Annotated in this window: 23 protein-coding genes; 13 read left to right on the top strand and 10 right to left on the bottom strand. The window is 66.0% G+C overall.

Annotated elements, in window-relative coordinates:
- The 3 genes from ACTIIH_RS02980 to ACTIIH_RS02970 all read left to right on the top strand — a co-directional run bounded on the left by ACTIIH_RS02980 (position 1) and on the right by ACTIIH_RS02970 (position 3,331).
- Entirely contained in the window at positions 1 to 1,386 is a 1,386-nt protein-coding gene (locus tag ACTIIH_RS02980; protein WP_441450365.1) for an FtsX-like permease family protein, read from the top strand.
- A gap of 62 nt (positions 1,387 to 1,448) precedes the next feature.
- A complete protein-coding gene (locus ACTIIH_RS02975; protein ID WP_223289951.1) occupies positions 1,449 to 2,708 on the top strand; it encodes a sensor histidine kinase in 1,260 nt (419 codons plus the stop codon).
- On the top strand, positions 2,696 to 3,331 hold the full coding sequence (locus ACTIIH_RS02970) for a response regulator transcription factor (RefSeq protein ID WP_096197305.1): 636 nt from the start codon (positions 2,696 to 2,698) through the stop codon (positions 3,329 to 3,331). The genes ACTIIH_RS02975 and ACTIIH_RS02970 overlap by 13 nt, the downstream gene beginning before the upstream one ends.
- A gap of 258 nt (positions 3,332 to 3,589) precedes the next feature.
- Here the strand turns inward: ACTIIH_RS02970 and ACTIIH_RS02965 are convergent, their stop codons facing one another.
- From ACTIIH_RS02965 to ACTIIH_RS02950, 4 genes are all read right to left on the bottom strand, one after another.
- Positions 3,590 to 4,540 carry a helix-turn-helix transcriptional regulator gene (locus ACTIIH_RS02965; RefSeq protein WP_441450364.1) on the bottom strand — a complete coding sequence of 317 codons (951 nt, stop codon included), beginning with the start codon at positions 4,538 to 4,540 and terminating at the stop codon, positions 3,590 to 3,592.
- Between the two features lie 131 nt (positions 4,541 to 4,671).
- Positions 4,672 to 5,433, bottom strand: coding sequence for a hypothetical protein (locus ACTIIH_RS02960; RefSeq protein ID WP_441450363.1), 762 nt, complete (start codon positions 5,431 to 5,433; stop codon positions 4,672 to 4,674).
- Entirely contained in the window at positions 5,430 to 6,158 is a 729-nt protein-coding gene (locus ACTIIH_RS02955; protein ID WP_441450362.1) for an ABC transporter permease, read from the bottom strand. Before ACTIIH_RS02955 ends, ACTIIH_RS02960 begins: the two co-directional genes overlap by 4 nt.
- Complete coding sequence (locus tag ACTIIH_RS02950; protein WP_441450361.1) at positions 6,155 to 6,862, bottom strand: ABC transporter ATP-binding protein; 708 nt, start codon at positions 6,860 to 6,862, stop codon at positions 6,155 to 6,157. Before ACTIIH_RS02950 ends, ACTIIH_RS02955 begins: the two co-directional genes overlap by 4 nt.
- Positions 6,863 to 7,019: 157 nt before the next feature.
- Between ACTIIH_RS02950 and ACTIIH_RS02945 the strand changes: the two genes are divergently transcribed.
- Both ACTIIH_RS02945 and ACTIIH_RS02940 read left to right on the top strand, forming a co-directional pair.
- Positions 7,020 to 7,874, top strand: a complete 855-nt coding sequence (locus ACTIIH_RS02945; protein WP_441450360.1) for a sensor histidine kinase — start codon at positions 7,020 to 7,022, stop codon at positions 7,872 to 7,874.
- Entirely contained in the window at positions 7,871 to 8,575 is a 705-nt protein-coding gene (locus tag ACTIIH_RS02940; protein WP_441450359.1) for a response regulator, read from the top strand. The genes ACTIIH_RS02945 and ACTIIH_RS02940 overlap by 4 nt, the downstream gene beginning before the upstream one ends.
- A gap of 182 nt (positions 8,576 to 8,757) precedes the next feature.
- Here ACTIIH_RS02940 and ACTIIH_RS02935 read toward each other — a convergent pair whose 3' ends face one another.
- Positions 8,758 to 8,892 carry a hypothetical protein gene (locus ACTIIH_RS02935; protein ID WP_441450455.1) on the bottom strand — a complete coding sequence of 45 codons (135 nt, stop codon included), beginning with the start codon at positions 8,890 to 8,892 and terminating at the stop codon, positions 8,758 to 8,760.
- Positions 8,893 to 8,952: 60 nt separating this feature from the next.
- Positions 8,953 to 10,128 (bottom strand): epoxide hydrolase family protein, encoded by a 1,176-nt coding sequence (locus ACTIIH_RS02930; RefSeq protein WP_441450358.1) that lies wholly within the window; start codon positions 10,126 to 10,128, stop codon positions 8,953 to 8,955.
- Positions 10,129 to 10,209: 81 nt separating this feature from the next.
- Here ACTIIH_RS02930 and ACTIIH_RS02925 point away from each other — a divergent pair, with 81 nt between their 5' ends.
- A complete protein-coding gene (locus ACTIIH_RS02925) occupies positions 10,210 to 10,785 on the top strand; it encodes a CGNR zinc finger domain-containing protein (protein WP_441450357.1) in 576 nt (191 codons plus the stop codon).
- Positions 10,786 to 10,850: 65 nt separating this feature from the next.
- Positions 10,851 to 11,045 (top strand): hypothetical protein, encoded by a 195-nt coding sequence (locus ACTIIH_RS02920; protein ID WP_441450356.1) that lies wholly within the window; start codon positions 10,851 to 10,853, stop codon positions 11,043 to 11,045.
- A gap of 129 nt (positions 11,046 to 11,174) precedes the next feature.
- Here ACTIIH_RS02920 and ACTIIH_RS02915 read toward each other — a convergent pair whose 3' ends face one another.
- Together ACTIIH_RS02915 and ACTIIH_RS02910 are read right to left on the bottom strand one after the other, a co-directional pair.
- Positions 11,175 to 12,503, bottom strand: coding sequence for an ABC transporter permease (locus tag ACTIIH_RS02915; RefSeq protein WP_441450355.1), 1,329 nt, complete (start codon positions 12,501 to 12,503; stop codon positions 11,175 to 11,177).
- A gap of 5 nt (positions 12,504 to 12,508) precedes the next feature.
- A complete protein-coding gene (locus ACTIIH_RS02910) occupies positions 12,509 to 13,279 on the bottom strand; it encodes an ABC transporter ATP-binding protein (RefSeq protein WP_441450354.1) in 771 nt (256 codons plus the stop codon).
- A gap of 386 nt (positions 13,280 to 13,665) precedes the next feature.
- Between ACTIIH_RS02910 and ACTIIH_RS02905 the strand changes: the two genes are divergently transcribed.
- The 4 genes from ACTIIH_RS02905 (at position 13,666) to ACTIIH_RS02890 (ending at position 17,572) form a co-directional block, all read left to right on the top strand.
- Complete coding sequence (locus ACTIIH_RS02905; RefSeq protein WP_441450353.1) at positions 13,666 to 14,550, top strand: DMT family transporter; 885 nt, start codon at positions 13,666 to 13,668, stop codon at positions 14,548 to 14,550.
- Positions 14,513 to 15,808: a glycosyltransferase family 4 protein gene (locus ACTIIH_RS02900; protein WP_441450352.1), complete on the top strand. Its 1,296-nt coding sequence runs from the start codon at positions 14,513 to 14,515 to the stop codon at positions 15,806 to 15,808. The genes ACTIIH_RS02905 and ACTIIH_RS02900 overlap by 38 nt, the downstream gene beginning before the upstream one ends.
- Positions 15,805 to 17,037 (top strand): glycosyltransferase, encoded by a 1,233-nt coding sequence (locus ACTIIH_RS02895; RefSeq protein WP_441450351.1) that lies wholly within the window; start codon positions 15,805 to 15,807, stop codon positions 17,035 to 17,037. Before ACTIIH_RS02900 ends, ACTIIH_RS02895 begins: the two co-directional genes overlap by 4 nt.
- A 154-nt stretch (positions 17,038 to 17,191) precedes the next feature.
- Positions 17,192 to 17,572 carry a hypothetical protein gene (locus ACTIIH_RS02890; protein WP_441450350.1) on the top strand — a complete coding sequence of 127 codons (381 nt, stop codon included), beginning with the start codon at positions 17,192 to 17,194 and terminating at the stop codon, positions 17,570 to 17,572.
- A gap of 4 nt (positions 17,573 to 17,576) precedes the next feature.
- On the opposite strand, the gene ACTIIH_RS02885 is transcribed toward ACTIIH_RS02890, so the two are convergent.
- Both ACTIIH_RS02885 and ACTIIH_RS02880 read right to left on the bottom strand, forming a co-directional pair.
- A complete protein-coding gene (locus ACTIIH_RS02885) occupies positions 17,577 to 18,278 on the bottom strand; it encodes a response regulator transcription factor (RefSeq protein WP_441449258.1) in 702 nt (233 codons plus the stop codon).
- Positions 18,271 to 19,584 (bottom strand): sensor histidine kinase, encoded by a 1,314-nt coding sequence (locus ACTIIH_RS02880; RefSeq protein ID WP_441450349.1) that lies wholly within the window; start codon positions 19,582 to 19,584, stop codon positions 18,271 to 18,273. Before ACTIIH_RS02880 ends, ACTIIH_RS02885 begins: the two co-directional genes overlap by 8 nt.
- A gap of 77 nt (positions 19,585 to 19,661) precedes the next feature.
- On the opposite strand from ACTIIH_RS02880, the gene ACTIIH_RS02875 reads away from it, so the two are divergent.
- Together ACTIIH_RS02875 and ACTIIH_RS02870 are read left to right on the top strand one after the other, a co-directional pair.
- The gene (locus ACTIIH_RS02875) at positions 19,662 to 20,411 is read left to right on the top strand and encodes an ABC transporter ATP-binding protein (protein ID WP_441450348.1); all 750 of its coding nucleotides are present in this window, start codon (positions 19,662 to 19,664) and stop codon (positions 20,409 to 20,411) included.
- A complete protein-coding gene (locus tag ACTIIH_RS02870) occupies positions 20,408 to 22,339 on the top strand; it encodes an FtsX-like permease family protein (protein ID WP_441449255.1) in 1,932 nt (643 codons plus the stop codon). The genes ACTIIH_RS02875 and ACTIIH_RS02870 overlap by 4 nt, the downstream gene beginning before the upstream one ends.
- Positions 22,340 to 22,387: the final 48 nt, after the last annotated feature.

Here is a 22,387-nt window from a genome sequence, read left to right as displayed (position 1 = left end):
ATGCACAAGTACGCTCGTCGCATCCTTCTGTCCGATCTCGGCAGCTGGTGGCCGGCGATCGCCACGGTCGCCGGCGTGACCATGCTGGTCGGGTTGTGCACCGCGCAGTTCGCCTGGACCCACGACGCCCGCTTCATCGCCGCAGTCTCGGCGCAGGGCCATGCGATCACCGAGTTCACGATCGTGTCCGAAACGATCTACCTGCTCGTCGCCGCCCTCGCGCTGTTCTCGCTGACGGTCGTCGGCATCGCGACCGTGGAGTCCACTCGGCGCACGTTCTCCCAGTGGCGTCTTGTGGGGGCCACGCCGAACGATGTCAGGCGCAGCATCTGGGCGCTGGTCGCGACGGCGGCGTGCATCGGTGCCGTGCCCGGATCGGTCCTCGCGCTCGGCCTGAGCTATCTCGTCGTCCCGGCATTCAACCAGATGGCCGCGCCGGGCTTCGACGCCCCGATCCTGCCGCCGTCGATCCTCGCCTGGCTCGTGTCCCTGCTCCTGGGGGTGGCCACCTGCATGCTCGGGGCGTTCGGGCCGGCGCATCGAGCGTCGCGGACGCATGCGATCGAGGTCTTCCGTGCCGTTCCCGGCCGTCGCCGGAAGGGCTGGTGGTGGCGGGCACCACTCGCAGTGATCCTGCTCGTGTCCTCGCTGGCGATGGTGGTCGCCGCGGCCGTCATGGGCCGATCCGAGGCCGGTGTGGCGGTGATGTTCAACCTCGCCATGAACGCCGGCATCTCGGCGGTGCTGTTCATCTACGTCGTCGGCCCGCTCCTCATTCCCGTCGCGCTCGCGGGTCTGGGCCACCTGGCCGGGGCCGTGGGCAGCGTCACGGGGCGACTGGCGGGCAAGGCCGCCGTCGAGCGGGCGGGGACGAGTGCGAACACCATCGCCCCACTGGCGGCGGGCATCGGCGGTGTGGGCGTCATCCTCACCTCCGTCGAGTCAGCGGCAGCCGTGGTCAGGTCCTTCGACAGCTCGGTGGAGACGAACCTCGCCGACACGCTCATCATGGCCGCGCTGATCTCCTTCGTCCTCCTAGTCACCTCTGCCGCGGTCGTCTCGCTCGCCTCGCGTGATCTCGAACGCGAGCACTCGCTGCTGCGGATCGCCGGGATGCCCAGCCGCCGCATCACCCTCTGGTACGTCTGGCAGTCGTGCCTCCTCGCGCTGACCGGCACCGTGCTCGCGCTCGTCCCGATCGTCATCACCGTGGCGACGACGGCCATCAGCTCGGCCGCTTACGCCGGTCATCCGATCGTCTCTGTGCCGTGGATGACCCTGGTTCTCGGGTTCGTTCTGGCGTGGCTGGTGCTCTTCCTCGTGCAGTGGTGGCCTGCTCGGGCCTCGTTGCGCGCCGATGTCGCGATGGGGCTGCGGGCGGCATGACGAAGACGGGGCTGAGCGTGCGCCAGCGGGAAGCTCCAGGAGCGCCCGCGACAATGGGAGGCATGCGAGACAGGCAGCCGAGAGTCACGACCCCCGGTGTCGCGCTGCGCCGCCATCCGGGCCGCCTGCTGTTCACGTCTTGGCCGTGGCGGTGCCTCGCCTTTCTGCTCAGCACCCCGCTGGTCGCCGCGGTCTGGCTCGTGAGTTGCTGGCCGCTGCTGACCTTTGCCGGTGTGCCGCTCGGGCACCTCGAACGGCACCGGCTCAGGTTGCTCGATCTCGCACCGATCCCGAACCCGCACGTCCCGGGCCCGCGGGCAGGGCTGGCGGCGTGGATCCGTGTGCGGGCGAGGGAGCGGATCAGCTGGACCGAACTGCTGCACGGTGCGCTCCTGGTCCCGCTGTCGGTGCTGAACTTCGCCGTCCTGACGTTGGTGCTGCTGATGCCGGGCATGCTCGCCACGTCCAGTGGGCTCCTGGTCGTGTTCAGCATCTTGGGAGTGGATCCGGCGACCGTCGACCCGGGCACGACCGCGATCCAGCGTGACCCTCTCGCTCAGGTTCTGCTCTGCGTGCTCGGCCTCGTTCTCCTGATCGCCGGCCTCTACGCCGTCACCCTCCTCGCGGAGGGGCAGCGCTACCTCGCCCGGATGCTGATCACCGAACCCGCCCCAGAGCTGTCCGCTCAGGTCGAAGGGCTCACCCGCTCCCGTGCCCGCGTCACCGACGCGTTCGACGCCGAACGCCGCAGGATCGAACGCGACCTCCACGACGGAGCCCAGCAGCGCCTCACCGCGCTCGTGATGACACTCGGAACGATGCGCTACCAGCACGACCGCGGCCACGACGTCACCGACCTCATCGACCAGGCCGGCCACGACGCCCGCCGCGCCGTCGAGGAGCTCCGCCAGATCGTGCACGACATCTTCCCCGCCGCGCTGCGCGAGAACGACCTGACCGGTGCCCTCGACGACCTCGCCGCCAGCACGGAGACCGCAGGCATCACCACGACGGTCACCATCGACCTCCCCTCCGAACTCCCGACCGACGTGCAAGTCGGGGTCTACTTCGCGACCAGCGAACTGTTCACCAACGTGCTCAAACACGCCCGCGCGACCAACGTTCGCCTCCTCGGCCACCAAACCGAGGAAGGTCGCATCTTCGTGACCGTCGAAGACGACGGAGCAGGCGGCGCGGATCCGGACGGCACCGGCCTGCTCGGCGTAATCGACCGCATCGAGACGCTCGGCGGCCGGGTCCACCTCGTCAGCCCGGTCGGCGGCCCGACCCGCATCAGTTTGGAGGTCCCATGCGCATCGTGATCGCCGAAGACGCCGCACTCATACGCGAAGGACTGAAGAGTCTGCTGCACACGGCCGGCCATGATGTCGTCGCCGCTGTCGAGAACGGGGAGGACCTCCTCGACGCCGTCCGCGCCCATGCTCCCGATGTGTCGATCATCGATGTGCGGATGCCGCCGACGTACACCGACGAAGGCATCCAGGCCGCACGCGCACTCCGGCTCATCAACCCGGCCGAACCGATCCTCGTGCTCTCCCAGATCGTCTCCCGACGCGCCGCCGCCGAGCTGCTCACCACCGGCGACGGCGGGATCGGCTACCTCCTCAAAGACCGCGTCGGCAACGTCGAGGAGTTCTTTACCGCGCTCGACACCATCGCCGACGGTGGCCAAGTCATCGACCCCCAAGTCGTCCGCGAACTGCTGCGCCGCCGATCCCGCCTGGACGCCCTCACGCCCCGCGAGATCGACGTCCTCGCACTCATGGCCGAAGGCAAGACCAACACCGCCATCGCCCGGGCACTCGTGGTCAGCGATGCGGCGATCGCCAAGCACATCAACCGCATCTTCGCCAAGCTCGACCTGGACGCCGACGAGGCCTCCCACAAACGCGTGCAAGCCGTTTTGACGTATCTCCGCCAGTGACCACTCCACGCCTACTTGATCACCTCAATAGATTGAGAACCGCAGAAACTAGCCGATCAAGACGGCACTACTTTTACTTCCCCACGGGGTACCGACCTCGGCGTAGTAGCGCGTCAACGGTGTTGAGAGGGAACGGTCGCCGTCAGCGGCAGCGACGCTGCGAAGCAGGTACTTGAAGCCGTCGCCGGCGCTCATCACCCGCATCGAGACCGTCATGCAAGGCAGGTGCACACCGCGCGATGAGGGTGGCTTGATTGATCAAGCGGTGAAGCCGCGGCGCGCGCGAACGAGTTGCCGGTAGCGGCTGGGCGTGACGCCGACGGCCTGGCGAAACGTGCGGGCCGCGTGCCCTCGGCTGTACCAGCCGACTTGTTGCATCGCGGCTTCCACTGGCAGGTCAGTGTCGCGTAGGAGCCGCGCCAACTGCTCGGCCCGGACGGTCGCGAGGTAGCTCATGGGCGTTTTTCCATAGGCTTCGACGAAGATGCGGCCGAGTTGTGATGGTGACAGGTGCACGGCAGTAGCGAGCCCCGACAGAGTCCACCGCTCGGCCGGGGCGTCACGCAAGAGGGCTGCCGCGGTGCGGGTCTCGGTGCGCAGTGGTGCGAGGTGGCGGTAGCGCGGCACACGTGACCGCGTGGACCTGCGTTGTATTTGTACCGGTCCATAACGCGCCATGGTCGTCGTGATATGAGGCGTCACGACATCGAGCACGGAGAACAGCAGCGCTTGAAGGCGATAGAACCGCGCTGGCGAAGGACCGTTGAGGCTGAGCGCGACCAACTCATCGAGCCATGGCATCAGCACCCCGGCACGATCCGCACCGAGGCGCAGTATCTGGGCTGACGTGGAGTACAACTCTTCCGCAAAGTCACGCGCTTGCCACCGGTCAGTCAGGAGCGCAGCGTGCTGCCAGAAGACCTGGTCAATAACGTAGTCCCGGTCAAGGTAGACGGTGGTGACGGTGATCGAACCTTCGGGTTCGCTGCCGCAAAGTGTGTTGGCCGCAAGCAGCACTACATCACCGATGGTGACGGGTTTCTCGCCGAACTCGCTGAGGAGAATCGCCGACCCGTGCCGAACGAGGACGAGTTTCACACGGTCGTAGGCGATGGGAGCGATGGGCTCGCGAATGCTCCTGCTGCGAGCCACGATGGGTCGATAGGTTCCTGGCTCTTGAAGCACGAAGCCACCGCTGGGCGTCATCATGATCGTTGCCGCCGTGACGACTGGCGCGTCTGTGGGACTGCCAGGCGCCGTTCGAGAGACCCTTCCGCCACGCCCTCCACGTTCCAGGTGTCATCTGCCACTATCCGGTCGTTTGGCTCGTCGGCGGATGCTCACGTGTCGCGCCTTCTGGCGACGATGATGGAGGGCAGCAGGAACGCGAGGGTCCAGGCAAAGAGGATGAGCCAGGAGACGGCTGCTGGTGGGGCATCGTCGGGGACGGTGGCGAACCAGAGGGTGTAGGAGGCGATGTCGGGCAGAAAATACCAGTTCTGGCCCTGGAGAAACGGGCTAACGATCAGCAGGTAGACCAGCAGGATCGCCGCGGCGGGGATCGCCCTGCGGATGAGGAAGCCCAAGGCGGAGCTGAGCACTGCCATGAGAGTGAGGTATCCGGCGGCGCTCAACGTGATCCGGAGCGCCAGCGCGAGATCGACCTGCTCCACGTCGGTTCCGGTGGTGAGGAGCATCGTGGTGATGCTCGCCACGATGGTGACGACGGCGGCTGCGAAGGCGTGCGGGACCAGCGCCGCAGTGGCTGCCAAGCGTTGGGCCGTCCGGTCGGGGATGGCGACCAGGGTGGTGCGGATCTGCCCGCCGATGTATTCGGAGGTCGCGGCGATGACGCCGAGCAGGAAGAACCCGCATTGGGTCCAGGTGACGGCGGTGACGCCGTAGTCGAGCACGTTCGCTGAGGAGCCCGGACCGATTTGAGCGTTCGCGCCGAACGCGATCGACAGGACGATGGTGAGCGTGAGCGTGCCGGCCAGGATCAGCCAGATCGCTGGCAGCGACCACATCTTTGAGGCCTCGGCGCGGACGGCGTCGATGAACGCCTGGGCGTGGGTGCGAGTGGAGATCAGTGTGGTGGTCATGCGTCCCTCCGGGTGAACACGGTGCCTGCGGCGAGGAGCAGAACGGTGACCCAGGCGGCCATGATCAGCCCCCCGGTGAGCGGGGCGATCTCGACGCTGGTACGTACGGTGGTGAACATCCGCATTCCGGCCAGGTCGGGCAGGTAGCTCGCGGCGGGGAAGCTCTGCGCGAGGAGGTAGGTGACGGTGACCGCGGAGGAGTTGGCGACCAGGATCGCCATGGGGATGATGCCGTTGCGGGTCAGCACGGTCAGTCCGAGGCCTAGCAGCGCCATCAGCACCCAGTAGGTGGCGGCCCCGCCCATCCGCGCGAGGGCCTGGCCGTCGAGTGCGGGCGCGTCGGTGCCGAGCAGCAGGTGGATCGTGCCGAAGACGGCGGCGATCGCGACCACTGCCAGCAGCGCGGTGGCGACGATAACGGCTGCGGTCTTTGCGAGCAGGAGTTGAGTTCGGGAGGGGATGGCGGTGAGCGTTGTGGTGATCTGTCGGCTCCCGGCTGATTCTTCTCCCTCAGTGGTGTATTCGCTGCCAATGGCCGCGACGCCGAGGATGATCGCGCCGAGTACACCTACGGCGAGTTCGGAGAAGCCGGTGTCCGGTCCCGGGGTTCCGGTCAGGCTGGTGATCACGGCGATCCCGGTCGGCACGATGAGGCCGGCGGCGAACGCGAGCCAGACGAAGGGCAGGGTGGCGAGTTTGGACAGTTCTGCGCGCAGTGCTCTCATCGCTGGCCCCGGTCGGCAGTGAGCGCGAAGAATGCGTCTTCGAGGTTCTTGTGGTCGCTTGTGACCTCGGCCAGGGTGCCATCAGCGACGATCCGGCCGTCGCGAATGATTACGACATCGTCGACGGTCTCGGCGAGTTCCCCCATCAGGTGGGAGGACAGCAGTACGGTGCGTCCGGCTTGGGCCTGCTCGCGCAGGAACGTGCGTATCCAGCGGATGCCTTCGGGGTCCAGCCCGTTGATCGGTTCGTCCAGGACCAGGGCCGCCGGTTCGGCCAGCAGCGCGGCGGCGAGCCCGAGTCGGCGCCCCATGCCCAGCGAGTAGGTCGCCACCCTCTTGTTCCCGGCATCGGCGATCCCGACGAGTTCCAGCACTTCCTCGACTCGTGTGTTGTCGACGCCTGCTGATCGGGCGACCCAGCGCAGGTGGGCTCGCCCGGTGCGTGAGCGGTGGGCTCCGGACCCGTCGAGGAGCGCGCCGATACTGCGTAGCGGGTCGCGCAGTGAGGCGAATCGCTGACCATCGACGAGTGCCTGGCCGGAGGTGGGGCGGTCTAGGCCGAGCAGGATGCGCAGGGTGGAGGACTTCCCGGCTCCGTTGGGGCCGAGGAACCCGGTCACCCTGCCGGGTCGGGCTTTGAAGGTGATGTCGGTAAGGATGGTGCGGGAGCCGCGTGTCTTGGTCAGGTGTTCGAACGTGAGCATGTCCTCTATGCCATCAACGCGAGCGGCAGAACTCACCACAGCCAGGGGTGGTCTTCTTCCCGCGTTCTCACCCCAGGGGGTGTCACCTCCAGCGGGGAGTGTCCTCACCCCGTGGTGTGAGGACACGACAGCGGGTGGCTTTCTAAGATTGGAGAGTATGGAACACGAAGGGCGGCCCTCCTGGGATTCGCGCGCCTGGCTGATCGCGGCGGGCGTGCTCGTCGTGCTCCTGCTTGCGCTCCTGGCTCTCGGGCGAGATTCGCCCTACCTGGTCGTAACGGTCTCGCTCATCGTCGCCGCTGCCGTCATCGTTGCCACCTGGGCGTTGCTGCGAACCCGCGCCCAGCGCCGCGCCTACGAGGAGCAGCTGACCGACTGGGCTGCGGAGAAAGCCGCGCAGACTGAGCGGCTGCGAATCGCCCGCGAGTTGCACGACCTCGCGTCCCACGGACTCGGGCTGATGACCGTACGGGCCGCCACCGCGAACCTCACTGAGGACGAGGAGGATGCCGAACGCCGCCAGGCGCTGACCGATATTGAGCACCTCGGGCGTGAGGCCACCACCGAGCTGCGCCGCATGCTTGCCCTGCTGCGCAGCAACGGAGATCCCCCGGTGCCGCTGCGACCTATCGACTCGCTGGCTGATCTGCCGGGCATTGTTGAGAGCGCCCGGAGAGCCGGGTTGACCGTGACCGTGGATCAGGGCGACCTCGGCGAAGTGGCACCCGGGGTGCAGCTGACCGTGTGCGCAACCGTCCGCGAGGCACTGACCAACGTCCTCCAGCATGCCGGTCCGACGGCCGTGCACCTCACGATCCAGCGCGTGCACGACAACATCAGCGTCGACGCCCGCGACGACGGACGTGTGCCGGGGTGGCGGTCGCATCCGGGCACCGGCAACGGTCTGCGAGGACTACGCGAACGACTTTCTGTTCACCACGGGACCCTCATCACCGGCCCGGTCGACGAGGGTTTCCGCCTCCTGGCGCGGATACCCGAGCAGGCCGCATGACACCAGAGTCCACTACGCACATCGAGGCGCCCGTGCGGCTGTTGCTGGTCGACGATCAAGCGCTGCTACGACACAGCCTGCGCATCGCGATCGACCGTGAATCCGACCTCATCGTGGTGGGCGAGGCTGGCACCGGTGCAGAAGCCATCAGGGCCGCCCGCGAGCTACGACCCGACCTGGTCCTCATGGACATCCGCATGCCCGACGGCGACGGCATCCACGCCACCGAAAAGATCACCGGCACACCAGACCTCGCCCACACCCGAGTCCTCGTGCTGTCCATGTTCGAGATCGACGACTACGTCTACGGCGCGCTGCGCGCCGGCGCCAGCGGGTTTCTCCTCAAAGACGCCCGACCCGACCAGCTCATCGACGCCATCCGACGCGTCCACCACGGCGAATCGCTCTTTGCCCCCGCCATACTCATGAACCTCGTCGAACACTTCCTCGACCATCACACCCCCGGCGCCCCACGTGGAGTTGAACGGCTCACCGCGCGGGAAACAGAAGTGCTCACGCTTGTCGGGCGCGGACTGTCCAACGACGAGATCGCCCGAGAGCTGACCGTCTCCCACAACACCGTCAAGACACACATCAGCAGCCTCTTATCGAAGCTGGGTGCACGCGACCGCGCCCAGCTCGTCATCTTCGCCTACGAGCACCGACTCGTCGCCGCCACCAATCGTGGCCCGAACGGTTAACCGCCGATCCGCGGCCTCGGGCGAGAATGGAGCATTGGCCTCGAAGGAACCCGTCACCATGGCCGTGGAATCTCGTGACGGCGCCCGCATCAACATCGTCGAGTACGGCCGGAGCTGCGCGCTATTCCAGTGGACTAAAACCGCGAGACTACGCCGAACAAGACGCGACTACTCTTGCTTTCCTACGGGGTCCCCTCCTCCGTGTTGTACCTCGTCAACGGCGTCGAGAGAGAACGCTCGCCATCGGCGGCGGCGATCGTGCGCAGTAGGTACTTGTACCCGTCGCCCGCGCTCATCACCCGCATCGACACAGTCATGCCGACCAGGTGAACAGCACCACCACGACACGGCGCGAGGCTCACGTCCGGACGGGGTTTTTACTGGTGCGTGGCGGCGATTGTGGCCGCAAGACCGTCCTGCATGTCCTTGACGAAATATGTAGGCATCTCCAGAGACGGGAAGTGTCCTCCCGTCTCTGGCGCATTCCAATAAACGATCTGGCGGTATCGCTCTTGCGCCCATGATCGAGGCGACTTCTCAATGTCGTGCGGATAGACAGTGACCGCGGAGGGGACGTCGACTCTGAGTTCTGGGTCGAGCGAGTTGTGGCTTTCATAGTAGATACGCGCCGAGGACGCTCCGCTTCTGGTCAGCCAATACAGAGTGACGTTGTCGAGGAGAGCATCTCGAGAAACGGTCTCGAAAGGGCTGTCATCGGTATCTGTCCACTCAGCAAATTTGTCGAGTATCCAAGCAAGAAGTCCGACGGGCGAATCGACAAGCGAGTAGCCGATGGTCTGCGGCCGGGTCGCCTGCTGTTTCGCATACGCGGTGCCGTGGCGGGCGAAGTCCTCGGACTCTTGCACCCATGCGCGTTCGGTCGCCGTCAGTCCGTCCGCCGACAGTCCGGGTGGCGCCTCGGAGAACGTCGTGTGGATGCCGATGACATGCTCCGGGTACCGGCCGCCGAGGATCGTGGTGATGACTCCGCCCCAGTCACCGCCGTGGGCGACGAATCGGGGGTAGCCTAGCCGATCCACCAGCTCGACCCAGGCGGCTGCGATCTTATCGGTGCCCCAGCCCGCGACATCAGGCTTGTCGCTGTAGCCGAAGCCCGGCAACGACGGGACGATTACGTGGAACGCTGGAGCTCCTGCATCCTGGGGATTCGCCAGCTCGTCGAGCACATCGATGAACTCAACGACGCTGCCGGGCCAGCCATGAGTCATAAGCAGCGGCACCGCGTCTTGACGGTCAGAGCGATGATGCAGGAAGTGGATTCCTAGACCATCGATGGTGGTGCGGAACTGGCCGATCTGATTCAGCCGAGCTTCAAAGCGGCGCCAGTCGTACCCGGTGCGCCAGTAGTCGACAAGAGTCACGAGGTCATCAAGCGGCACACCCTGCTCCCATCGGTGGCGTCCTGGTTCGGAGCTGTAGACCGTCTCGGCCTCCGGCAGCCGCGCCGCTGCGAGCCGGGTACGCAACTCAACAAGCTCGGCCTCGGGCGTGTGAACCTCGAACGTTCGGACCTTGGTGGGTGGATTGGGCATATGGGCCTCCTCTGCATGTGAACCGCCTTAGACGGTTCTAGCACGACTGGGTGAACGGACACAACCAGCTAAGGTGGTTCCATGAGTCCTCGATTCCCCGGTTTCCGCCTCGGAGCCGTGCTCGCCACGAGCTTCACCGGAACCCTGACCGAACGTCAGGGCGATCCGGTCGAGCGCATCCCGACCCCGCAGCGGCTCGCTGATTGGCTGGGTGTCAACAGCCTCGCGGTCGACTCCTGCACTGACACCGATCTCGAACGCGCCAAGGAGCTCAGGGAGTCTCTTCACACCGCTGCGACCGCAGCAGCCGTCGGCGACCCGCTTCCAATGGCCGCTGTACGGGTCATCAACGAGTTCAGCGCCAGAGGTCGTGCCTCCGCGATCTTGACGTCCGGCGGTGACAGGGAGTGGCAACTCATGCCCGCCTCTCAGGTGGACGACGCGCTCGGCGTGATCGCCGCAGATGCGATCGCCATCCTTGCCGGTGAGCGCGATGGAAAGCTCGCTCTGTGCGCATCGCCTACCTGCCGTGCCGCGTTCTTCGACACGAGCCAAAGCCGCACCCGCAAATGGTGCGACATGAACACGTGCGGAAACCGCCAGAAGAAAGCACGACTCGACGCCAAAGAACGCGGGGCGTCAAGAACGAATGACTAGTCATCCTCGTTGCACGTGCGCCCGGTGCGCTGGGTAGCCCCTTTAGTCAGTCATCTGCCTGGCCCGTGGCGTTCCAGCTCGGGCTCCTCGGGGCCGTCGATGTACTCGTCGGCGTGGCGTACCTGCCGCTGCTCGTCCTCTTCGGAACCCGCATCTTCCACGGACTGGGCACCCGCGACCTGGCAAACATGGAACTCAGCGCCGGAATCGCGCTACTGATCTTTGGAGGCGTCCTCGCTTATGAAGTCGCGATCGACTGATCGGGGTGCCTGCTTCTTCCTAGTGGCCAAGGTCATCATTCTTTGCAGCGGTCGCTGCAGCGGCAAAAGTGCTGCCGTTCTTGATGGCGGTGCGCTACCCCTCTCAAAATAGGCACATGTAAGAGAGGCTTACGCTGGCGAGTAAGAGGCCCTACGGACTCTCGGCTCAGCTCGAAGCATTCCCGAGCCCAACGCTGTGATAGTCGGTACGGCCAGGCAGCAGATGGTCAGCACCGCCAATAAGCCCCACGGGAGATGGCTCAGCCCCACCAGCATTGGCATTCCTAGCAGTATTGACCCGACCAGGCTTGAGGTCAGCGTGAAGAACCATCCGAATACAACACCGGTGATCCCGTACGAGGCTCCTTCAAGCGCGTTCGCCAGGTTTATCGTGGTCGGGGCAACCCCGAGCGTTTCGAGCATGCGGGAATCGCTTCGTCGTTGAGGTCCGCACATGGCCACGGTGCCCATGCCGCCCGCAATGCAGATCGGTAGAACAAGCCCGAGCACCATCCCGAGGCCGTTTGCTTCCACGCCGGCGGCGGCCACTGATCCGTACAGGGTTCCGATTAGGGATATCGCAAGGGCGTAAGGAAGTGATGCGGAGATGCTTTGAGCGGTGCGCTGTCGAACCGCGGTCCGCGCCAAGTGCCATGCGAGAGCACGAGTGGGCGTGAAAAGCGACCAACAGGCGAGGGTCGCGGGCAGGGTCCAGGCTGAAAGGGCGAGCGCAGCCGCGAGTGTCATCAGCATCCCGGCGACGATGGCGTCCGGCTCGCCGTCTGCATAGATGCCGTCTATGACACCAGTGAAGAAGCAAAGACCAGCCATGCCCACCAGACACACGCCGGAGATTAGTGCTGACTTCGTGATGCGCGAAGTCGGCATAGCCGCGTCGCGTAGTGCTTGGAGCTCGTCCACGCGCGCGGCTCGCTTGGCCGGACCCCAGGCACCGGCCAGCGCGAACGCCATCGTGAGCGAGATTGTGCCGAACAAGACCGAGGGCGAGTAGGCCGGTGGGCCAGTCACCGGCAACCCCATCTCGGCCCACGTCTGCACATATAGTACGGAAACCACGGGAGCGAGGAGCGATGCGAAGACGCCCGCCACTGCACCCAACACCGCTATTTGGGTCAGGACGATTCGGCGTATCTTGCGAGAGGGCATTCCCAGGATTTTCCAGAGTGCGTGGCTTCGGGACTGAGCTAAGACCACGAGACGAGTGTTGGTTGCGGTGACAGCGCATGCGGTGATCCCGATGAACGACATCAGCACACTGACCAGCGATTGGAGTTCAAGCGCCATGGCCTCGCTGTTGGCCCGTGCGATGGAGGTGCCGACGGAGGCTGCCGAAGCGAATACCGTGCCGACGCATGTGCTGCATACGAGCAACGCGGCGAACGTCCATAGCCAGGTGCTGCGGTGAAACCACAGATCCCGCTTGACGATCTGGTTCATAGTGTCTACCACTGCGTCCGCTGCGCTGATATGACGCGGGAAGTCAATTGATCCCGCGTGGGATGGGGAATGTCATCCACTGTGCGAGCGTGCGCCATGACGACTGCTCGGTCTGCGCGGGCGGCGGCATCGATGTCGTGGGTGACCATGACCACGGTTGCCCCTCGACGCGAAAGGTGATGAAGGTGGTTGAGGATCAGGTCAGAGTTGCCGAGGTCGAGAGCAGAGGTGGGTTCATCCGCGAAGACGACAGCGGGTTGGGCGGCGAGGACGCGTGCGATGGCAACGCGTTGTTGCTCGCCGCCAGATAGTTCATGGGGTAGATGCTGTGCACGCTCGGCCAGGCCCACGGAACGCAGTACCTCCGCGGTGCCGACAGATGCTCGTGACCCCGGAGTGATGCGGGAGGGAAGCTCGACGTTTTGCGCGACGGTCAGCGATGAGACCAGGTTGTAGTCCTGGAAGATGAAGCCGACATGGTGCGAGCGAAACCGAGAGCGATTGGCCGGGTTGAGGGCGCTGAGGTTGGTGCCTGCCAATGTGACCGTGCCGGTCGTGGGGTCGGTCAAGCCGGCCGCGCAGTGCATGAGCGTTGACTTCCCTGAGCCGGACTCTCCGACGATGGCGACGAACTGACCGGCAGGTACCGCCAAGGAGACGCCGTGGATTGCCGTGACCTCCTTGCCCCGGTTTCCACGAAACGTCTTGGTGACATGACTGAGTACGATCGCGTCAGCGTGTGGTGATCGTGCTGAATCGTGCCAGTGGGTGTTCATATCCTCTATTCCAGCCCGCCCCGAAGTTGCTCGCACTGTCGCCAGACCGTCTCTTCGCGGTAGGGCTGGCCATACCTGTGTACTGGTGCCGCGCCCTGCCTCTCCGGCTCTGAAGCGTCGCATCCAAGTTGCCCGTGTCCGAAGGTCCGCGTACGGGAGGCCGGGGGTACGGGCAGGTGCCGCTCGAAGACTCCGGGTAGACCTACTGACCGGCCCTGTGGCGGCTGCTTCGCTTGAAGCATGACCCAAGCTCGCCTCGATTCATGTCTGCCTCGAAGAGTCCCTAAGACGACGGCTCCACAAGGGGACCCTCGGACTCGGGGTTGCGGGGATGGCCGGCACGGCGTGGGGAGTGAGCACTGAATCTCACCGCCGCCGTCGGCCTCATGGTCCTGTCTTCGTTCGGCTTCGCCGGCGGCGCGGTCTTCCAGCACATGTCCATCAAGGCCGAACAGCGACCGGGCAAAGAGCAGGCGCTGACGCTGCGGCAGCTCGGTGGGCAGTTGCGCGAGCCGAAGTGGCTTCTTGGCCTGCTGTTGATCGTCCTCGGAGCGGCCTTGCATGTGGCGGCGTTGTTCTTGGCACCGGTCACGGTGGTCCAGCCCATCGGTATCCTCGCCGTGCCGTGGTCGGTGCTGCTCGCGTCCAGAATCCACGGTTACCGGGCTTCACGGTCGGTGTGGCTCGCTGTATCCGTCACAGTCGCCGGCATCGTCAGCTTCACGGTGCTCTCCACTCGCTTCTCTCATGAGGAGCGCGCAAGCATCGATCTTCCTCTCGTGCTGATCGCGGTCGTCCTCGGCTGCATGATCAGCGCAGGACCATTCACGATCAGCCGGGGTGCGTCTGTCGCTTTTCGCTCGCTGGCCTTGGCTGCGGGCGGGGCGGTGCTCTTCGGTCTCACGTCGGCCTTGTTGAAGTCACTGTTCGTGTGGCTGGAGATCGGCGGAAGCTTGTTGTCTCCCACGTCGGGCTTGTTGTGGTTGGGGGTCATCGCTACCTGCGTTGTCGGTGGCTGGATGATCCAGCAGGCCTACGCGGTCGGACATCCCGAGGTCGTGGTCGGTGCGCTGACGACCGTCGATCCGGTGGTGGCGGTGGTCTACGGGCTGGTGGTGCTCGACGAGGGCATGCGCATCAATGCCCCGGTGGTCGTTGCGATGCTCGTTTGCGGAGCGGTGGCGGCGCTCGGGGTCGCCGGGCTCGCTCGATATCACCCCGAGGCGCGGCGACGTGCCTCACTGGTCGGTGCGCGGTACGGGCGGGGGTGAGACGGTGTCGCTCAGCCACGTAACGACGCCGACGCCGCGGGTGGCGGTGGTCAGCGACTACACGCTGGACACTCTCGGCGGTGCCGAGAACGCATTCGCCGAGCAGGTCGGTGCCCTCGCCGAGGTTACCGACGTGCTCGCCGTCTGTCCGCCCAGCGGCCGTCTGACGGCTCTCGGGGGTCATCCCCGCATCACGTCCGTATCCGTACCGGTCGCGTTCGTCGCTCCAGGGCTCGGGTTCCCGGTCGCCCGTCATACGCCGCGACTGCGCGCCAGGCTTCGCCACGCGTTCGAGGCCGCCGGAATCGATGTCGTGCATGTGCATTCGGAGTTCGGTATCGCCGCAGCGGCGATCGCTGCGGCACGTGAGCTACGGATTCCGACGGTGCAGACGGTACACACGTTTTTCTGGCAGACCGGCGCACACATACAGACGTTGCTGGCTGCCGGTGTCCCGGCCTTCCATCGATTAATGACGGGCCTGCCGTTCCCGTCGCAGCGGCTCGCTGAACGACGCGGGGACTCCGCGCTGCGGAACATGACCCTGGCAACTGGGTTGGCGACCGACCGAGTGATATCGCCGTCGGCACATCAGAGTCACCATCTGCGACAGGCAGGCCTCCGGGAAGTGGACGTCGTTCCCAACACGGTGCGTTGGAACACCGCGGCCCGGCCACTGACGCGGGTCGATGGACCCTTGCGGGTCTTATGGACCGGCAGGTTCTCGGCCGAGAAGCGCGTGCTGCCGTTCCTGCGCTCGAGCCTGCGAGCACTCGACCAGATGGGTCCGGGCCGGTTGCAGATCGACGTGCTCGGCACCGGGCCGCAGTTCCCAGCGGCGCAGCGGATGGTCGAAGAGCGCGCCGGCATCCGGCTGCACGGGCGGGTTCCCCATGCCGAGGTGCCGGGCTGGCTGTCGCGCAGTCACGTGACCGCCCTGACATCGATCGGATGGGACAACCAGCCGATGACCGTCGCCGAGTCGGTGATGGCGCTCCGTGGCGTCATCTGGTGCGATCCCGTTCTGACTGAAGGACTCACGGAGGCCGGGATACCCGCATTCGGCGACGACGAGAACGCGCTCGTCGACCGGCTGAGCGACCTCGCCCGCGATCCCGCACCAGTTGTGGCCGCCTCAAGAGCGGCTGTCAGTGCCCGCTCGGCATTCGGAGCGGAGTGCTTCACCCGGACGGTGCTCAGCGTCTATCGCCGTGCCGGCGTCCCGGATTCCTCTTCTCGATACGAAAGGCCACGATGAAAATCCTGATCGGCACCGACACGTACCCGCCTACGGTCAACGGTGCGGCGCAGTTCTCCCAACGTCTGGCGCGAGGGCTGGCTGGACGCGGCCACGAGGTGCACGTTGTCTGCCCGTCGCCGACCGGACAGGCTGGGCGAATCGAGACCGAAGACGGCCGCGTACACCATCGAGTGCGCTCCTTCCGCTACCCGAAGTACGACACGGTCCCGGTCGGCATGCCCGGCAGGGTGGGGCGGGTGGTTCGAGGGGTGCTGGACGATGTTCGCCCGGACGTGGTGCACGTCCAAGACTTCTTCTTGATTGGCCGGTCCCTGCTGAAGCATGCCCGGAACCGAGGAATCGGCGCGGTGGCGACTAATCATCTGATGCCGCAGAACGTCTTCGATCACCTCCCCGTGCCGGCGCCGCTGCACGACCTTGCCGCGAAAGCCCTGTGGTGGGATCTGGCGCGTGTTTACCGCAAGGCCGATGTCGTCACTTCTCCCACTCCGCGAGCCGTTGAGCTGCTGCGCGACTCCACGGGTCTGCATGCGATCGCCGTGTCCAATGGAATCGACATCGCCCCCTACCTCGCCGCCGTTGAGCCGGCTGACGATGACCGGAATCCGGTGATCGTATTCGTCGGACGGCTCGATCCAGAGAAGCGGGTCGGCGATCTGCTGCGGGCGATGGCCCGGCTGCCGGCCGAAGTCCCTGGACGATTGGAGGTCGTCGGCGAAGGGTCACAGCGTGCCGTGTGGCAGGCCGAAGCCCAGCAACTCGGGCTCAACGCCGACCGGGTGGTCTTTCGTGGATTCCTCTCTGATGGTGAACTGCTGGCCACGTATGGGCGTGCCGACGTGTTCTGTATGCCGGGGATCGCCGAGCTGCAGAGCCTGGCAACGCTTGAAGCGATGGCGACCGGAACGCCTGTGATCGCGGCAGACGCGATGGCGCTGCCGCATCTGGTGCACCACGGCCAGAACGGCTACCTCTATGCCCCCGGCAACATCTCCGAGCTGAGTGGTCATCTCGCGACGTTGCTTCAAGCCCCGGGCCTTCGACACACGATGGGCGACCTGAGCCGCGAGCTCGTGACCGCGCACAGCATCGAGCGCACGCTCGAGACCTTCGAGAGCCTGTACGCGCAGGTCTCTCGCACCTCCGGTGGCATTCAACTGCTGCGCAGGGCGGCTGCCCTACGTCTCGTGCTTGGCGTCGGTTCGGCCAAGAGCGGTGGGCGATGAGTTTCGGCCGGCGCGGCACGATGCGCAGGACCGGCCTTCGGAATGAGGCTCCGCTGGCGGCAGATTTGTTCGTGGAGTGGTCGGGCTGGCCATACCAAGAAGACTCAGGGTCGACGTATGTCGGCGATGCCCGATCCGGGCTGGAATGGAAGGCATGAACAAGATCTTTCGTAGCAGCATCGTCGGAGCGGCCATCGTCGCAAGCCTCGCCCTGGCCGGGTGCTCATCCAACGGCCACTCGGAGCAGGAGTCGTTCGATTTCAGCGGCGACACGCTCAACGTAGTTCACGACAACTCGTACATGAACGTCTCGGTGTCATCGCACTCCAGGGACGATGCGGTTGTCGTCGAGGTCAACACGCAGACGCTGGCCCAGAGCCCCGAGACACCGGCCTGGTCGTTGTCGGACGGCATCTTGAACCTGGGCACTCCCTGCGGTGGCAGCGTCGTCGGGTACTGCGAGGGCAGCTACTCGATCCAGGTTCCCCAGGGCACGGAGGTGCTGATCAACGGTCAGCCGACGTCGGTCGGCTGACCAGTCAGTTCTCCTGTCCGCGCAAGTAGGTCAGAACCGCCGCGACGCGGCGGTTCTGATCGTCGTTCGGGGGCAGATCGAGCTTCATCATGATGTTGCCGACGTGCTTGACGACCGCCGCATCGGAGACGACCAGGCGCCGTGCGATAGCTGCGTTGGAATGGCCCTCGGCCATGACCGCCAGCACCTCCCTCTCGCGTGGCGTGAGCCGGTCGAGCGGATCGCGGCGACGGCTGATCAGTTGGTTGATGACCGCCGGGTCGACCGCGGTGCCCCCGGCATGGACCCGGCGCAAGGTCTCGGCGAAGTCCTTCACATCGCTGACCCGGTCTTTGAGCAGGTAGCCGACGCCGGCTCCGCCGGCGCTGTCGAGGAGCTCGGCGACGTAGCTTTGCTCGACGTATTGGCTCAGGACCACTACGGGCAGGGCCGGATTCTCCTCACGCAGCCGCACCGCCGCGGTGAGCCCCTCGGACCGGAAATCCGGTGGCATCCGCACATCGGTGACCACGAGATCGGGGGCGGCTTCGCGGGTCGCGGTGATCAGTTCCTCGGCGGTCGCGACAGCGGCGGCGATGGCGAATTCGTTACGCTCGAGCAGCACCTGGAGTCCTTCGCGCAGCAGGGTGTTGTCCTCGGCGATGACCACGCGCAGCGGATCAGTACTGGCGGAAGACTCTGTCGATATGGTGACGGTTTCAGACATTGATGCGGCCTTCCCCGAATGCGGCGAGTGTGATGGTGATGGCCGTCGGCCCGCCAAGCGGTGAGTCGATGGCCAGGGTGCCATCGAACGCAGCGATGCGGTCGGCGATCCCGTCGAGTCCACCGGTCTCGTGGCGGTGTGAGCCCGCGCCGCCGCTGCCGTCGTCGTGGACGCTGACCTGTACCAGGTCTGGCCGGGGCTGCTGCAGCCGAATCTCAGCCCGGCTCGCGCCGCTGTGCTTGACGACGTTGGTGAGGAGTTCCGCAACACAGAAGTACAGGTTCGTCTCGACCTCGGCAGGTAGGCGGTCGGTGAGCTGATCCTCGATGTCGATGGGCAGGGTGAGCGTGTCGGCGAGCTCCCCGATGGCCGCGCCGAGCCCATGGTCGATGAGCACCTGCGGGTGAATGTTGCGCACGAACCGGCGCAGCGCCTCCAGCGTCTGGCGGGCCTGATCCTGTGCGCGGATCACATCCTCCCGGCCAGGGGTATCTGCGGACATCTCGGCGAGGGCGAGTCCGAGCGTCATGCTCACCGACATCAGCTGCGGTTGCACCCCGTCGTGCAGGTCCCGCTCGATGCGACGGCGTTCGACATCGAAGGCGCGCACCAGGCGGCTCCGCGACTGCGTGGTCATGGTCAGGTCGCGCTCCAGGCGCTGCTCAGGACGGGTCAGAACCTGCAACACCAACACGGCGTGCGCCCGCGCGGCGACAGGCGAGACGAAGACGAAACCTGCGAGCAGAACCACGGCGATGACCATCGCCAGCAGGGACTGGGGCACGGTGCTGACCGTGAACGGCCCGATCACCGCCTGGTCACCCACCGCGGCGAGAATCGGGCTGATCAGGGCGACACACGATGCCACGACGATCAGAGCCGCGAGTACCGCGATCGCACCGCCGAGGGTCAGCATGATCACCGTGTAGGCCAGCGGCCGGACCAGGGTTCGCGGCTCGCTCAACCGCGTCTGAGGATGACCGCCGGCGTTCCGGTCGAGCAGCGCGGCGGCACCGCTCCAGTCGGTGCGGGTGAGGACGAGAGAGATGAGCGGGAGGCCGAGACCGAGCAAGGCGAGCCCAGCCGCGACCAGTGCGCCCGCTCCCTCGGCGCCACGATCAGAATCCATCATGACCAAGCCGATTGGGGCGGTCAGCAGTGCGACCGTCACCATCGCGATGAGCGTGCGCGCGCAGACGGCGACGGTGTAGAGAGAGGCCCGAGACCGGCCGATCTTCGGCAGTCCTTCCGGCTCTAACTCCACACGACTCATCCATCTATCGTAAAGAACGACTCCGAGCAGCACCGTAGGGCCAGCCATACCTTGAATCGACGGTCCGGCCCCACTGCGTGCAAAGGACCCTGCGCGATGTGCTGGTGTGTATGAACGCATCTGCCCCGCCCAGCACCGTGCTGCATCTCCAAGATGTGACGCGCACCTACCAATCCGGCACATCCACGCTCACCGCCTTAGACCGAGTCACGATCGGCTGCCGCCGAGGCTCGTGGACGGCGATCATGGGACCCTCGGGGTCGGGAAAATCGACGCTCTTGAACTGCGCGGCCGGACTCGATAGCCCGGACTCGGGGCAGGTGCTCCTCGACGGACGCGATATCTCGGGTCTCAGCGACGACGTGCTGACCCGGATGCGGCGCACCGATACCGGCTTCATCTTCCAGCAGTTCAACCTGGTGGCCGCGCTGACCGCGATGCAGAACGTCATGCTTCCCCTGCGGCTGGCGAATCGCAAAGACGCCGGTTCAGCCGCCACCGATGCGCTGACCGCTCTCGGGCTGGGCGAGCACGTCCGGCACAAGCCCCGTGAGCTCTCCGGTGGCCAGCAGCAGCGCGTCGCCATCGCCCGCGCTCTGGCGACGCAGCCGAGCATCCTGTTCGCCGACGAGCCCACCGGAGCACTCGACAGCGCTTCGGCGAGCAGAGTGCTCGATGTGCTTCGCGTCCTGGTCGATGAGCAGGCGCAGACGATCCTGATGGTTACCCACGATCCAGCCGCGGCTGCACGCGCCGACCATGTGGCGTTTCTGCGCGACGGTCGCCTGGTCACGACGCTGAACGGGGCGAACGCGAGTCAGATAGCCGCGACCCTGGCCGATCTGGAGACCGTGCGATGATCCGGCTGGCCATCCGCACCTTCGCCGACCGCTGGCAGCTCTTCGTCGGAACCGTCCTCGCGGTCACCGCCGGCGTCGCCATCGTCCATGCGGGGATGACGATCATCCTCGGCGTCGAGAACGCCGAAGCCCCGGCAGGATCGACGCCCGCCGAGGCAGAGGCGTTCAGCCAGGCAGCGAGCGGGGCGAGCACGCTCACCGGCATGACGGTCATGCTCGGAGCGTTCCTGACGATTTTCGTCGTCGGCTCGACCTTCAATTTCGCGGTCGATCAACGCCGAGGCGACCTCGCGATCCTCAGACTCGGCGGAGTCACCTCCCGTCAGGTCCGCAGACTGCTGCTGGCCGAGGCCCTGCTGACCGCGCTCGTCGGCACCGTCGCCGGTGCGCTGCTCGGCGTGGCGCTGACGGGTGTGCAGAGCACGGTGTTGTCCTGGCTCGGTACCTTCCCCGCCGAGCTGGAGACTCCGCTCCAGCCCGCGATCCTGATCCTCGATCTGGTCATCGCGGTCGCCGTGTGCCTCGCCGGCGCACGAGGCGGTGCGCGCCGGGCGACGAAGATCAGTCCCCTGGACGCGTTGCGTCGAAGCAGCAGCGAGCAGCGTGTGATGACCGCCGGTCGGTGGATCGTCGCAGCGATCGCGATTGCCCTGACCACTGTGCAGACCTACTTCTCCGCGACCACCGGCGGGATGCTGATCCCGTTGCTGCTCGGCCTGGGCATCGTCATCACCGCCTCGGTCGCGATGAGCCGTCTCTCGCCCCTGCTCGTGCCAGCCGTCGCCCGCGTACTCGCCCCCTGGGCACAACGCTCACCGATCACCGACGTGGCCGTGGCGAACCTGCGCGACGCGATCCGCCGTACCGCCTCCTGCGCGGCGCCGATGATCGTGCTCGTCAGCCTCGTCATGGGCCTGCAAGGCATCCTCGACACCCAGACCAGGGCCGCCGCGACCGAGACAACCCAGCTTCTCCAAGCAGACCTGATCGCGACCGGCGACGGCATCGACCTGGACGCGGTGGACACGATCGACGGCGTCTCTCTGGCAGCACCGGAAACGGTCGTGCCGCTGGCGATTCAGCTCACGGACGGCGGCATCACCACCAACGGTCCGGGCACCGTCGTCGCCGTCGACCCCGACGCCTTCCGCGCCACCCATCTCCAAGAACCTGAGAGCGGAGACCTCACCGCCTTCGGCCCCGACAGCATCGTCTTCGGCCCCGGCCTGGACAGCACGATGGTCCGCGGCCACTACGACGAGATCATCCTGAACATCGACGGCGAGCCCGTCGCCCTTCGCGAGGCGGCCAGGATGGGTGAAACGCTCGCCGGCAGCGACGGGTTCTACATCGACCGCTCCATCCTGCCCGCCGATGTCCTCGACCGTCAGACGACCCTGCTCATCCAACTCGAGCCCGGCGCCGATGCCTCGACGGTCGAACAGAGCCTCTCCGCCGCCGGTGCCACGAGCGTGCAGACCCCCGCCGAACTCTCCACAGAACAAGACAGCGTCTCCGACAGTGAGAACCGTGCCGTCATGGCCGCCATCGTCGGCCTCGGCAGCATCTACGCGCTCATCAGCGTGCTGAGCACCCTCGCCATCTCGATCAGCCAACGCCGCAGCGAGATAGCCACCCTGCGTCTCACCGGTCTCACCCGACGACAGGTTCAGCGCACCACCGTCACCGAAGCACTCGCAGCCACCGGCATCGGACTCATTCTCGGCGCGGTCGCCGCAGTCCTCGCCCTCGTCGGTCTCTGGGCCGCGACAGCTCGCATCTACGGTGCACCCGTCATCGCGATTCCCTGGACGCTGCTCGGAGCCATCACGCTAGTCACCGTCGCGCTCACCGTCATCACAGCAGTCGTGGCAACCCGAGGCGCGCTCAAAACCCCTGCTGTTCAAGCGCTGGGAACCCAGGAGTGAGAAATCTGGCTGGCGCCGAACTGATCTGAATAGCGACGGCAGGAAAGG

Source organism: Brevibacterium sp., from assembly GCF_052105255.1.
In the GTDB taxonomy this organism is placed as follows: Bacteria; Actinomycetota; Actinomycetes; order Actinomycetales; family Brevibacteriaceae; genus Brevibacterium; species Brevibacterium linens_B.
This window is presented reverse-complemented; position numbering and strand designations above follow the sequence as displayed.